Genomic DNA, 11,298 nt, shown 5'->3' on the forward strand with positions numbered 1-11,298 from the left:
CGTGTGAAAAATGCGGAGGAGAAATGTATCCCGAGTATTACAAAGGAGTACACGGTATAGAGTATAAAATTTCGGATATTCGCTAGACAAAAAGGGACCGGGCGGTTTTTGCCCGGTTTTTCTTATAGATAAGAAAGGACAGCCTCCGTCTTTAATTCTGGGGTTTTTCTTGGGTGTTGAAAGATATTTTTCAAAGTATTGCTGAACCTCGTCTATATATTGAGTATCATGTATGCCAACAGATAAAATTTCCTCACTTTGCCTTACTCCCATACTGGAAACACCATATTTTTACTCGCTTCATCATAAGCATTAGATTCAAAAAGTTTTTCTATTGATGGATTTTCAGTAGACAGTTCTGAAATGTGATAGTTATCTCCAACAAAAAGTAGAGCTGATAAAAAAATGAGCCCCCAAATATAGAAGCTTTTTTTCATAAAATCACCTCCGTATTTTCGCTTCTCAATTTCTTCAATACATTTTTTTCTATAATTTGATTTTGGACTGCGTATTTTTGTCAAAAGGTTTGTGATATGTCTTTGTTGATTTTTGGTTCATTTTCTCTCTGATTTCATGAAGCGATAGGAGAAAACGAGATTCCTCCTATCGTTTGTTGTATCATCGTCACGATGTTTTTATACGGATGCCCTAAAGTCCAGGTGGAGTTGGCTATTAAACCTCTTTGCAGGCTCAATATAAACTTCAATCATCCAAATTACACTTATAATAGTCCTTTTGAAGGAGTTTAGTAAATGAGAAAAAGGGTAAATAAAACAGTCTTAGTGTAGAAGCAAGTAGGTCATAAGGATAATAAATGTTGATCCTAAGTGGTACCAATATTAAATTGTTTCAAGTTCTGACAATTGATATCATAAAAATAAAAGAGGAAGTTAGATGGGAGTTGAGGACATGAACAGAATTATTAATAAATACATACAGGAGCAGAAGGAAGATATTTTAAACGAATGGGTTGAACGGATGAAGGAGAAGTCAGATGAGCGTGTGCTGAAGGTTGTCTCCAATCAAGTGTTTGTCAGCACAAGCCGTGAATTCGTGGAAATGGTTAGCTCGAATTTAAATGATACAAATGAGGAATATAGTGAGCGCTTGCACGATTTTGCTGAAAAAGTTGTGAAGCTTGGCTGGCCCCTGAGCTTTGTAACTGAAGGTATCCAGGTATTTGCTTCGATCGTTTTTGAAGGAATTAAAGAGGAGAAGCTTGTTGGGAAAGAAGATGAAATGAAGCTTTTTTACGATATCGATCGGTGGACAAATCCAATGACGAATGAAGTGGTGAATATTTATTCGACTACGTGGGAGCGAACCGTGTCATTGCAAAAAATTGCTTTGCAAGAATTATCAGCACCGTTAATTCCGGTATTTGATGGGATTTCAGTAATGCCCCTGATTGGAGCAATCGATACTGAAAGGGCAAAGCAGATTATGGAGAATCTTCTAAATGGAGTTGTCAAGCATCGTTCCGAAGTTGTGTTGATTGATATTACGGGAGTTCCTGTTGTGGACACGATGGTAGCTCACCATATCATCCAGGCAGCGGATGCTGTGAGGTTGGTAGGAGCAAGATGCATGCTTGTGGGCATACGACCTGAAATCGCACAAACGATTGTTAATTTGGGTATCGACCTCAATCAAATTACTACGAAAAATACTTTGAAAAAGGGGATGGAGGCAGCGTTAGAGTTAGTCAATAAGAAGATTATACAAGTAGGTGAAAAATCGTGAGAATTCCCATTTTGAAATTATACGATTGTTTGCTTGTATCGATCCAATGGGAGTTAGACGACCAGACAGCTCTGCAGTTCCAAGAGGATCTTTTACATAAAATTCATGAAATAGGGGCAAGTGGGGTCGTGATAGACATTACATCCATCGATTTTATTGATTCGTTCATTGCCAAAGTATTAGGAGATGTCATTAGTATGTCAAAGCTCATGGGAGCAAAAGTGGTTATTACCGGTATCCAGCCAGCCGTAGCCATTACATTAATCGAGCTAGGTATTAGTTTGAATGATGTTATGACATCTTTAGACTTAGAAAAGGGCCTGGAGAAATTACAACAGGAATTGGGGGAATAAATGAATGGAAAACCAATCCTGCGTAAATATCCAGACTGAATGGGACATCGTTGCGGCAAGGCAATTAGGCCGAAATGTTGCTAAGGAGCTAGGGTTTGGCATCGTCGACCAAGCGCGTATAACTACAGCTATTAGTGAATTAGCAAGAAATATTTTTATCTATGCAAACAAGGGCCGGGTACGTATCGAAAAAATCTATGATAAGGGACATGCGGGATTGCGAATTGTAGCCATAGATAATGGACCTGGGATTAATGACATTCGATTGGCGATGGAAGATGGATATTCAACCTCCGGTGGACTTGGAGCCGGATTGCCTGGAGTTAAAAGACTAATGGATGAATTCGATATTGTATCATCCAAAGGAAAAGGGACAGAAATAGTTGCAACTAAATGGATCCGCTAGGGGGAACGTTGTATGCCTTTTCGTGAAGTGATGGAAGCGAAATATCGAGACATTCTAACGAAGTATATAAAAGAACAATCAGAATCGACATTATACATAGGACAAAAATTCAGTAGAAAATCGATCGAGAATCAGGTTACTCCTGAAGAGATCATTAGCTTACATAAAATGATTTTACAAGAAATTTATCCGGATATGCCTGAATATGTTGTGCATTCCTTTGATATTTTACTAGAGATTATGCTTGGATACGGCTTTGCTTATCGTGAGCACCAAAGTCTGCGCAATCAGCAAAAAGAACTTAGATCGGAAATTGAAATTGCAGCAAATGTTCAGCAAACTTTATTAGAGACCAAGATTCCGTCAGTTGAAGGGCTAGATATCGGAGCGATAAGTGTGCCGGCAAGATTGATGAACGGGGATTATTATAATTTTGTAGAGGACGAGAATGATTGCATCAGTATTGCCATTGCTGACGTTATTGGAAAGGGGATTCCTGCCGCGTTATGTATGTCGATGATTAAGTACGCAATGGACAGCATTCCCGCTAATCGAAATGAGCCGAGCATGCTATTGGAAAATTTAAATCGGGTGGTCGAACAGAATGTCGATCCGAGCATGTTTATAACGATGTTTTATGGGATGTACGATTATGCACGGCACGTCTTTTCATATGCGTCCGCAGGCCATGAACCTGGATTTTATTACGATGGGAAGAAAAGGGAGTTTTCCGAGATTTATGCAAAGGGGCTTATGCTTGGGATCGATAAGAAGACAAAGTACAGACAGTATGAAAAGAATATTCATCCAGGCGATATGATCATTTTGTTGTCAGATGGTGTAACAGAGTGCCGCACGGATGAGGGGTTTGTGGAAAAAGAAACCTTACTTAACTACATTCGCAAATATATTCATTGTTCCGCTCAAGAAATTGTCAACAACATCTTTAAAGATTTGGAGAAACTGCAAGATTTTCAATTAAGAGACGATTTTACCCTCATTATTATTAAAAGACGTGTTTAATATTCACGGTAAAGGGTAATTGAGAATAAGACTGATAAGGGGAGAGGTAGGTCGGTTATGAACATCAAAATAGAGGTAATGGAACATGACAACTTACTAGAGGTGAAATTAGCTGGTGAAATAGACGCTTATACAGCCCCGAAGCTTCGAGAAACCCTCTTTCCACTTTCTGAACAAGAACAGGTGAATATGGTAGTGGACTTGACTGATGTTGGGTACATGGATAGTACAGGATTAGGAGTATTCGTCGGGGTCTTTAAAAGCATTCGTTCCAAAGATGGTGAACTGAAACTTATTGGCTTATCAAAGCGTCTTATAAGATTATTCGAGATCACTGGTTTAGCAGAAATCATGGATATTAACAGTCAGAATGAAGGTGAAGAAGAATGAGCCAACCTTATGATTATATCGAGATGAAAATTCCTGCTAAGCCAGAATATGTGGGAGTTATTCGGCTCACAGCTTCTGGCATCGCTGGAAGAATGGGTTTTTCATACGATGAAATTGAAGATTTAAAGATTGCAGTTAGTGAAGCTTGTACGAATGCTGCCCAGCATGCCTATAAATCTAAAGATAAAGGTGAAGTATCGATTGGTTATAGCCTTTATAAGGATCGGTTGGAAATTATTGTGGCTGATCGCGGGGTAAGTTTTGATTTGCAAGAATTAAGAAAAAAAATTGGCCCATACGATCAGCAGAAAGAATCAATTGAGTATATGCGTGAGGGAGGATTAGGCCTCTACCTGATTGAGACATTGATGGATGAGGTGAAATTTCACCACAACGAAGGTGTGACCGTCTTAATGACGAAATACCTGGAGGGAGAGAAGGTGGAGAGTGGTGCAAAAACAATCTCACCCTAATCAGCTAACAAAAGAGGAGATAGATGAGTATATTCAATCCTTTCAGCTTTATGAAGATGAAGAAGCACAGGCAAAACTCGTTCTGCATTATAAACCTTTAATAGAAAATATTGCTCGTAAGTATTCAAAGGGACGCTCCTATCATGAGGATATGGTTCAAGTCGGTGTTATTGGATTGCTTGGAGCAATTAGACGTTATGATGCTAAAGTGGGAAAAAGCTTTGAAGCATTTGCTGTTCCCACTATCATCGGAGAAATTAAACGGTTTTTGCGAGATAAAACGTGGAGTGTTCATGTGCCTAGAAGAATTAAAGAAATTGGACCCAAAATTAAGAAGACAGTTGAGTCGTTGACAACAACTCTTCACCGCTCACCAAAAATTTATGAAATTGCACAAGCGTTGGATGTATCGGAAGAAGATGTGTTAGAAGCAATGGAAATGGGGAAAAGCTATCAAGCTTTGTCAATTAATCACACTTTTGAAGCCGATTCAGAGGGCGGTACGGTAACCCTGTTAGACATTGTAGGAAAAGAGGATTCAGGGTATGAAAAAGTCAATCAAAGATTGGTGCTGGAAAAGGTTCTCTACGTATTAACAGATCGTGAGAGGGAAATAGTTCAGTACACTTATTTAGATAATTTAAGCCAAAAGGAGACGGGCGAAAAATTGGGGATTTCACAGATGCATGTGTCAAGATTACAGCGGAGAGCAATAAAAAAATTAAAAGAAGCGATATTAGCAGATGATACTAACACGGAGTGTCATTCATGAAACATTACGTTACAGGTGATGTTGAAGTATTCGCTTATCAACGAACAAAAGAAGGCAATGTCCAATGTGGAGATGATTATTTTTATTTAAGTACAGATGACTATTTTATCTGTGTTTTAGCAGATGGACTTGGTAGTGGAGAAAATGCTTATGAATCAGCTACCGCGGTTGTAGCCATCGTCAAGCAATACCATAGTGAAGATGTAGAGACGATTATGCGAAGGTGTAATGCAGAATTAGCAGAAAAAAGGGGAGCTGCAGTAGCGATTTTTAAAGTGTATTTCTCGAAGAGGGAATTTGTTTATAGTTGTGTTGGGAATATCCGTTTTTTCCTTTACTCTTCTTCCGGGAAATTAACATACCCGCTACCAGTAACGGGTTACTTATCTGGTAAGCCGCAAAGTTTTCGAACACAGAATTATTCTTATGAGCAATATTCAACTTTTTTAATTTATTCGGATGGCTTTCATTTCAATGGGTTAAAAAGTTTGTTGAATCCGATCAGATCATTGAGCAGCATTGCGGAAGAAATAAAAAATAGGCCATTTCCTTTTGCTGATGATGCGACTTTTATCATTGGGAAATTATATTAAATGAGTACCTGTTATTCCTCATGCTTCACTAATAAGAAGAGGACTCAGGTGCTTTTTTGTTTGCTTCTTTTTATGGCGGTGCTGATAATTAGCTTGATTCCATTAGAGCAAGCTTGTATTCCTACATCACATGGAATCAGAGGATTCTTTTAGCAAAAGGCATGTGAAACACTTTGGCATTACACAAAATGAACCAACTACGCAAAGGTGAAAAGTGAATGGCATTCGACCGCCTTTTACGTTAAGGATAATTGGTTGTTTGCTTAATTTGGAAGGCGGTTGTTTTCGTCCGCTAAATTCCTTATTTATGTGTTCTAGCTGCTTGTGATCGGCCGTGGGCAAAAACACATTGACCTTCAAATGTGCAATCGGTTTCTTACTTTTGATAGAATAAGTAGAAGGTGACAATATCATAAATGTTGGAGGAACGTTTCGTGGAGCAAACAATGGATAAGCAAGAACCTATTTTAAAAATGATTGCTGCTGAGCAAGCAATATCTTTTAAATCAGTAAAAAATGTTATTTCTTTGCTGAATGATGGCAATACGGTCCCGTTTATTGCCCGTTATCGTAAAGAGCAAACAGGCGCTCTTGATGAAGTACAAATACGAAATATCATGGAAAGATGGAATTACATACAAAACTTAGAGCAGAGAAAAGAAGAAGTTATTCGTTTGATTGAAGAGCAGGGCAAGCTAACTCCAGAGCTCAAACAACAAATCGATGCTTCGCTAAAGCTGCAGGAGGTCGAGGATTTATATCGTCCTTATAAGCAAAAAAGAAGAACAAAGGCAACTGTTGCCAAGGAAAAAGGGCTGGAGCCACTGGCTGACTGGATATTAACTTTTCCGACTGCTGGCTCAATAGAAGAGAAAGCAAAAGAATTTTTATCTGAAGAGAAGGAAGTTGTCACAGTAGATGATGCTTTGTCTGGTGCGAAGGATATTATTGCAGAAACGGTTTCGGATGATGCAGATGGACGCAAATGGATTCGAACGGAAACCTTTAAGTCGAGCATTATTGAATCTTCTGTTAAAGATGCAGAAAAAGACGAAAAGAATGTTTATGAAATGTACTATGACTATTCTGAACCAGTCCATAAAATTGTCCCTCACCGTATTTTAGCGTTAAACCGTGGAGAAAAGGAAGAAATTTTAAGGACTTCTCTAAAACCGAATGTGGAGCGTATTTTAACTTACTTGAATAAAAAATGGATTAAAAATACAAAAGCCATTACGGCACAGCTCGTTGCAGAGGCAATTGAAGATGGCTATAAACGTTTAATTCAGCCTTCGATTGAGCGAGAAATTCGCGGTGAATTAACGGAAAAAGCGGAAGAGCAGGCCATCCATATCTTTTCAGAGAATTTGCGGAAGCTCTTGCTGCAACCACCGTTAAAAGGAAAAGTCGTGCTTGGAGTGGATCCTGCCTATCGCACAGGTTGCAAGCTCGCTGTCGTAGATGAAACAGGAAAGGTTTTAAAGATAGATGTTGTTTATCCACATCCTCCAAGTGCTAAACCGAAGGAAGCGAAGGAAAAGGTTAAAGCAATTCTGAATCAATATGGCGTTGAGGTTGTAGCCATTGGAAATGGAACAGCTTCAAGAGAAACAGAACAATTTGTTGCAGATATACTAAAGGAAGAAGAAGAGGCGATCTTTTATTTAATTGTTAATGAAGCAGGTGCTAGTGTCTATTCAGCTTCCGATATCGCTCGTGAAGAGTTTCCTGATTTTCAAGTCGAAGAAAGAAGTGCGGTATCAATTGCTCGACGACTTCAAGACCCGCTTGCGGAATTGGTAAAGATCGATCCAAAGTCCGTTGGGGTTGGGCAATATCAGCATGATGTTTCGCAAAAAAGATTGAATGAATCGCTCACTTTCGTGGTGGAGACGACTGTTAACCAAGTTGGAGTAAATGTGAATACGGCATCTGCGTCATTGCTACAATATGTAGCTGGACTGTCTAAAGCAGTTGCCAATAATATTGTGAAAAAGCGTGATGAAGAAGGAAAGTTTAGCAAAAGGGAGCAGTTAAAGAAAATTCCGAGATTGGGTGCGAAAACTTATGAACAGGCAATTGGCTTTTTAAGAGTGATCGATGGCACTGAACCGCTTGATCGTACAAGCATTCACCCGGAAAGTTATCCTGAAGTAAAGCGTCTTTTAAGCAATATTGGATTTACAACGAACGACCTTGGTTCAGAAGCGTTAAAAACCGTATTGTCAAAGGTTGATATAAAGGATATCTCTGCAGAGCTTGAAATAGGGGAGCTTACGTTAAAGGATATTATTGATGCATTAATGAGTCCTGAGCGCGATCCGCGAGACGATCTCCCAAAACCTTTGCTAAAAAAGGATGTATTAAAACTTGAAGATCTTAAAGCAGGTATGGAACTCCAAGGAACAGTAAGAAATGTCGTCGATTTCGGAGCGTTTGTAGATATCGGTGTGAAACAAGACGGCCTTGTCCATATTTCTAAATTAAAACGAGGGTTTGTCAAGCACCCTCTCGATGTTGTCTCAGTTGGTGACGTCGTTACTGTATGGGTGGATTCTGTTGATGTGAAAAAAGGAAGAGTTGCCCTGACAATGTTGTCACCGCAGGAATAGTGATGCAAAATGACAAGCTGCACATTCGGATTTAGATTGTGTAGCTTGTTTATTGTCGAGCCTGGTTTATTGAATAATTATCGCATGGGACGACTAAAAACAATGCGTTTATTAGGCTAGTATGATGCTGATGTTGCTTTCTGACCCCATAAAACGATAGGAGAAAACGGGTTTCTCCTATCGTTTTATGGAACCCTTTCAGTTATGCAAAACAGGTATGTGAAAGTTTCATTATCGAGAGAGCAGCCTCTAATAATTTGTGCGGCTTAAGCATTAGGGAATGTATCGCAATTTTTTGCTTTTAAACAGCGCATGTTTAGGAGCAGTGTTTTTTTCTGTAAAAGAACCAGCATTGATTCAGCAATTTAATTTGATGGCGATTTTTCTCAAGAAAGGCTCTTTGCATTTGATTTTGGAACCAAGTTGGCATGTTGAGACCTCCCAGTTTTAGAATTCAAAGGGTATATACAATGTATGCTATAATAGGTTGTCATGTTTACTTATAATGGAGAGGAAAACGTTTTATGGAGGAATTTCAATTACAAGGGCTTGTTGAGAAGTTGTCACTGGAGTTTTTCCAAAAGCCATTCAAACATAAAGCGATTTTTAATAATCGTTTACGCACAACGGGTGGCCGCTATTTATTGAAGTCCCATAATATTGAAATAAACCGAAAGTATTTGGAACAGTTGGGTAAGGAAGAATTAATCGGCATTATTAAGCACGAGCTTTGCCACTACCATCTTCATTTGGAAGGAAAAGGCTATCAGCATCGTGATGCTGACTTTAAAAAGCTTTTGAAAAAGGTTGGAGCACCCCGTTTTTGTAACGTATTGCCCTATCATCCGGAGAGAAAACGCACTTATAAGCTACATGTTTATAAATGTTCCCATTGTGGTCAGGTCTTTAAAAGAAAGAGAGCTGTAAATGTATTGCGATATGTATGTGGCAAGTGCCGAGGTAAACTTATCAAAATAAATGGTTGACATTTCAAAAAAAGGATGTTAATTTATATTTCCGTCGCACAATTATATAAGTCGAAAATACTTATATTTTTGTTCTTGACTTGGATATAACATCTCATTATAATATGAAGAGTCGATAAAAGAGAGACGGAAAAAAACATATTATTCCGCGGTAGCTCAGTGGTAGAGCAACGAGCAAAGCATCATGAAAGTGCTGCGAGTTGTACTCATCGAGTTGCTACTTGGTTTGTCTTTCTGAGATGAGGACAATCGGTAATGGATAATAGGTTTAGGAACAAAATAATTTTTATTCCGCGGTAGCTCAGTGGTAGAGCAATCGGCTGTTAACCGATCGGTCGTAGGTTCGAATCCTACCCGCGGAGCCACCATTTTGGATTATGGGGAAGTACTCAAGAGGCTGAAGAGGCGCCCCTGCTAAGGGTGTAGGTCGCGCGAGCGGCGCGAGGGTTCAAATCCCTCCTTCTCCGCCATTTTTCTGAATGGCCCGTTGGTCAAGCGGTTAAGACACCGCCCTTTCACGGCGGTAACACGGGTTCGAATCCCGTACGGGTCACCAATTCTTCTCAACCTGTTTCCTTTATTTCATTGAAAAGATTTTGCTAACGCGAAAAATTGTCATTTTCACTAGTGTGAAAAAAGGAAGGAAAGCTATTTTCTCCTACGTCGAAAAAGACAAAGGAAAGTTATTTTCACTATCGTGAAAAAACATTGGTCCGGTAGTTCAGTTGGTTAGAATGCCTGCCTGTCACGCAGGAGGTCGCGGGTTCGAGTCCCGTCCGGACCGCCATTAATTTTTAATAATGGGCTATAGCCAAGTGGTAAGGCAACGGACTTTGACTCCGTCATTCGTAGGTTCGAATCCTGCTAGCCCAGCCAATTTTTTAGAAGTGATTCTTTAGTCGGTACAGTAGCGGGGCAATTTATTTGTGAATTTGTTATCTGTTATGCCTGTCGATCCGCCATTTGAATGCTCTTTCTGAGATGGTAACATCACAGATGCCTTAAAGAATTTGGCAGTAGCACTTATTTAATTTAGAGCCATTAGCTCAGTCGGTAGAGCATCTGACTTTTAATCAGAGGGTCGAAGGTTCGAGTCCTTCATGGCTCACCAAGTTTTTTCATTTAATATGCGGGTGTGGCGGAATTGGCAGACGCACTAGACTTAGGATCTAGCGCCGCAAGGCGTGGGGGTTCGACTCCCTTCACCCGCACCATTAATTACCACTTGAAAATAATATTATTTTTACGTATAATATTATTTATCGCTTCTTTAGAATAATGCGGTCGTGGCGGAATGGCAGACGCGCTAGGTTGAGGGCCTAGTGGGGGCGACCCCGTGGAGGTTCAAGTCCTCTCGGCCGCACCAAAAAGTTTTGAAAGAATTGTTGACAATCAGATTATTATCGTGATATAATGATTAAGTTGTCTTTCGGATAGGATGCGCCCGTAGCTCAATTGGATAGAGCGTTTGACTACGGATCAAAAGGTTAGGGGTTCGACTCCTCTCGGGCGCGCCATACATCGGGAAGTAGCTCAGCTTGGTAGAGCACTTGGTTTGGGACCAAGGGGTCGCAGGTTCGAATCCTGTCTTCCCGACCATGAGTTGTTACGCACGACCAAGATAGAGCAGGGAAGATTAAGTGAAATTACAATAATAAATGCGGGTGTAGTTTAATGGTAAAACCACAGCCTTCCAAGCTGTTGTCGTGGGTTCGATTCCCATCACCCGCTCCAACAAAATTTTACACAATTGCACTTTGAAAACTAAACAAATCATACGTCAACAAATTATAGTGGAGGCACTCTTGTGAGAGCCAAAGCTAGCCAACGTTTATTTTAAACATAAGAGCTAATCTTACTCTTTTTTGGAGAGTTTGATCCTGGCTCAGGACGAACGCTGGCGGCGTGCCTAATACATGCAAGTCGAGCGCTTGCACAAGAAAGCTT

The 11,298-nt window shown here is 39.9% G+C and carries 13 protein-coding genes, 11 tRNA genes and 1 rRNA gene; 22 read left to right on the forward strand and 3 right to left on the reverse strand.

The features are described 5' to 3' along the window. Together PZE06_RS32155 and PZE06_RS24420 are read right to left on the reverse strand one after the other, a co-directional pair. Nucleotides 1-273 (reverse strand): hypothetical protein (locus PZE06_RS32155; RefSeq protein ID WP_483314085.1); only part of this gene is annotated, 273 nt, incomplete at its 3' end. After that, nucleotides 264-437: a hypothetical protein gene (locus tag PZE06_RS24420; RefSeq protein ID WP_191963289.1), complete on the reverse strand. Its 174-nt coding sequence runs from the start codon at nt 435-437 to the stop codon at nt 264-266. The genes PZE06_RS24420 and PZE06_RS32155, both read right to left, overlap by 10 nt. 472 nt (nt 438-909) lie before the next feature. On the opposite strand from PZE06_RS24420, the gene PZE06_RS24425 reads away from it, so the two are divergent. The 9 genes from PZE06_RS24425 (at nt 910) to PZE06_RS24465 (ending at nt 8,365) form a co-directional block, all read left to right on the forward strand. Beyond that, nucleotides 910-1,743: an RsbT co-antagonist protein RsbRA gene (locus tag PZE06_RS24425; protein WP_150917512.1), complete on the forward strand. Its 834-nt coding sequence runs from the start codon at nt 910-912 to the stop codon at nt 1,741-1,743. Continuing rightward, a complete protein-coding gene (locus PZE06_RS24430; protein ID WP_095311777.1) occupies nt 1,740-2,096 on the forward strand; it encodes an STAS domain-containing protein in 357 nt (118 codons plus the stop codon). The genes PZE06_RS24425 and PZE06_RS24430 overlap by 4 nt, the downstream gene beginning before the upstream one ends. Nucleotides 2,097-2,100: 4 nt before the next feature. Beyond that, complete coding sequence (locus PZE06_RS24435) at nt 2,101-2,502, forward strand: anti-sigma regulatory factor (protein WP_150917510.1); 402 nt, start codon at nt 2,101-2,103, stop codon at nt 2,500-2,502. Between the two features lie 12 nt (nt 2,503-2,514). Then, nucleotides 2,515-3,525: a PP2C family protein-serine/threonine phosphatase gene (locus PZE06_RS24440; protein WP_150917507.1), complete on the forward strand. Its 1,011-nt coding sequence runs from the start codon at nt 2,515-2,517 to the stop codon at nt 3,523-3,525. A 57-nt stretch (nt 3,526-3,582) separates the two neighbouring features. Beyond that, nucleotides 3,583-3,915 (forward strand): anti-sigma factor antagonist, encoded by a 333-nt coding sequence (locus tag PZE06_RS24445; protein WP_150917504.1) that lies wholly within the window; start codon nt 3,583-3,585, stop codon nt 3,913-3,915. Continuing rightward, nucleotides 3,912-4,388 (forward strand): anti-sigma B factor RsbW, encoded by a 477-nt coding sequence (gene rsbW / locus PZE06_RS24450; protein ID WP_150917501.1) that lies wholly within the window; start codon nt 3,912-3,914, stop codon nt 4,386-4,388. Before PZE06_RS24445 ends, rsbW begins: the two co-directional genes overlap by 4 nt. After that, the gene (sigB, locus tag PZE06_RS24455) at nt 4,366-5,160 is read left to right on the forward strand and encodes an RNA polymerase sigma factor SigB (RefSeq protein WP_150917498.1); all 795 of its coding nucleotides are present in this window, start codon (nt 4,366-4,368) and stop codon (nt 5,158-5,160) included. Before rsbW ends, sigB begins: the two co-directional genes overlap by 23 nt. Next, on the forward strand, nt 5,157-5,753 hold the full coding sequence (locus PZE06_RS24460; protein ID WP_150917495.1) for a PP2C family serine/threonine-protein phosphatase: 597 nt from the start codon (nt 5,157-5,159) through the stop codon (nt 5,751-5,753). The genes sigB and PZE06_RS24460 overlap by 4 nt, the downstream gene beginning before the upstream one ends. Nucleotides 5,754-6,199: 446 nt before the next feature. After that, nucleotides 6,200-8,365 (forward strand): Tex family protein, encoded by a 2,166-nt coding sequence (locus tag PZE06_RS24465; RefSeq protein ID WP_191963290.1) that lies wholly within the window; start codon nt 6,200-6,202, stop codon nt 8,363-8,365. A gap of 316 nt (nt 8,366-8,681) precedes the next feature. Here the strand turns inward: PZE06_RS24465 and cmpA are convergent, their stop codons facing one another. Then, nucleotides 8,682-8,795, reverse strand: coding sequence for a cortex morphogenetic protein CmpA (cmpA, locus tag PZE06_RS24470; RefSeq protein ID WP_087946650.1), 114 nt, complete (start codon nt 8,793-8,795; stop codon nt 8,682-8,684). A 94-nt stretch (nt 8,796-8,889) separates the two neighbouring features. On the opposite strand from cmpA, the gene PZE06_RS24475 reads away from it, so the two are divergent. The 13 genes from PZE06_RS24475 to PZE06_RS24535 all read left to right on the forward strand — a co-directional run. After that, entirely contained in the window at nt 8,890-9,351 is a 462-nt protein-coding gene (locus PZE06_RS24475; RefSeq protein WP_150917489.1) for a SprT family protein, read from the forward strand. Between the two features lie 290 nt (nt 9,352-9,641). Beyond that, nucleotides 9,642-9,716, forward strand: a tRNA-Asn gene (locus PZE06_RS24480). A gap of 14 nt (nt 9,717-9,730) precedes the next feature. Continuing rightward, nucleotides 9,731-9,821 (forward strand) — tRNA-Ser (locus PZE06_RS24485). A gap of 11 nt (nt 9,822-9,832) precedes the next feature. Next, nucleotides 9,833-9,907 (forward strand) — tRNA-Glu (locus PZE06_RS24490). 154 nt (nt 9,908-10,061) lie between these two features. Next, nucleotides 10,062-10,138: transfer RNA gene (locus PZE06_RS24495), tRNA-Asp, on the forward strand. Nucleotides 10,139-10,152: 14 nt separating this feature from the next. Next, nucleotides 10,153-10,227 (forward strand) — tRNA-Gln (locus PZE06_RS24500). Nucleotides 10,228-10,386: 159 nt separating this feature from the next. Then, nucleotides 10,387-10,462: transfer RNA gene (locus PZE06_RS24505), tRNA-Lys, on the forward strand. 18 nt (nt 10,463-10,480) lie between these two features. Next, nucleotides 10,481-10,565 (forward strand) — tRNA-Leu (locus tag PZE06_RS24510). A gap of 66 nt (nt 10,566-10,631) precedes the next feature. After that, nucleotides 10,632-10,717 (forward strand) — tRNA-Leu (locus PZE06_RS24515). A 74-nt stretch (nt 10,718-10,791) separates the two neighbouring features. Beyond that, nucleotides 10,792-10,868: transfer RNA gene (locus PZE06_RS24520), tRNA-Arg, on the forward strand. Between the two features lie 5 nt (nt 10,869-10,873). Then, nucleotides 10,874-10,950 (forward strand) — tRNA-Pro (locus PZE06_RS24525). Nucleotides 10,951-11,011: 61 nt separating this feature from the next. Then, nucleotides 11,012-11,085, forward strand: a tRNA-Gly gene (locus PZE06_RS24530). A gap of 128 nt (nt 11,086-11,213) precedes the next feature. Next, a 16S ribosomal RNA gene (locus PZE06_RS24535) occupies nt 11,214-11,298 on the forward strand; the annotation flags it as partial.

It is taken from the genome of Robertmurraya sp. DFI.2.37, assembly GCF_029211245.1.
Classification (GTDB): domain Bacteria; phylum Bacillota; class Bacilli; order Bacillales; family Cytobacillaceae; genus Robertmurraya; species Robertmurraya methanolica_A.

Excerpts from the sequence above, each read along its gene's own strand:
- PZE06_RS24420 (WP_191963289.1), bottom strand. The coding sequence starts at position 437 with ATGAAAAAAAGCTTCTATATTTGGGGGCTCATTTTTTTATCAGCTCTA.
- PZE06_RS24465 (WP_191963290.1), top strand. The coding sequence starts at position 6,200 with ATGGATAAGCAAGAACCTATTTTAAAAATGATTGCTGCTGAGCAAGCA.
- PZE06_RS24445 (WP_150917504.1), top strand. The coding sequence starts at position 3,583 with ATGAACATCAAAATAGAGGTAATGGAACATGACAACTTACTAGAGGTG.
- PZE06_RS24475 (WP_150917489.1), top strand. The coding sequence starts at position 8,890 with ATGGAGGAATTTCAATTACAAGGGCTTGTTGAGAAGTTGTCACTGGAG.
- rsbW (WP_150917501.1), top strand. The coding sequence starts at position 3,912 with ATGAGCCAACCTTATGATTATATCGAGATGAAAATTCCTGCTAAGCCA.
- PZE06_RS24425 (WP_150917512.1), top strand. The coding sequence starts at position 910 with ATGAACAGAATTATTAATAAATACATACAGGAGCAGAAGGAAGATATT.
- PZE06_RS24460 (WP_150917495.1), top strand. The coding sequence starts at position 5,157 with ATGAAACATTACGTTACAGGTGATGTTGAAGTATTCGCTTATCAACGA.
- PZE06_RS24440 (WP_150917507.1), top strand. The coding sequence starts at position 2,515 with ATGCCTTTTCGTGAAGTGATGGAAGCGAAATATCGAGACATTCTAACG.
- PZE06_RS24435 (WP_150917510.1), top strand. The coding sequence starts at position 2,101 with ATGGAAAACCAATCCTGCGTAAATATCCAGACTGAATGGGACATCGTT.
- cmpA (WP_087946650.1), bottom strand. The coding sequence starts at position 8,795 with ATGCCAACTTGGTTCCAAAATCAAATGCAAAGAGCCTTTCTTGAGAAA.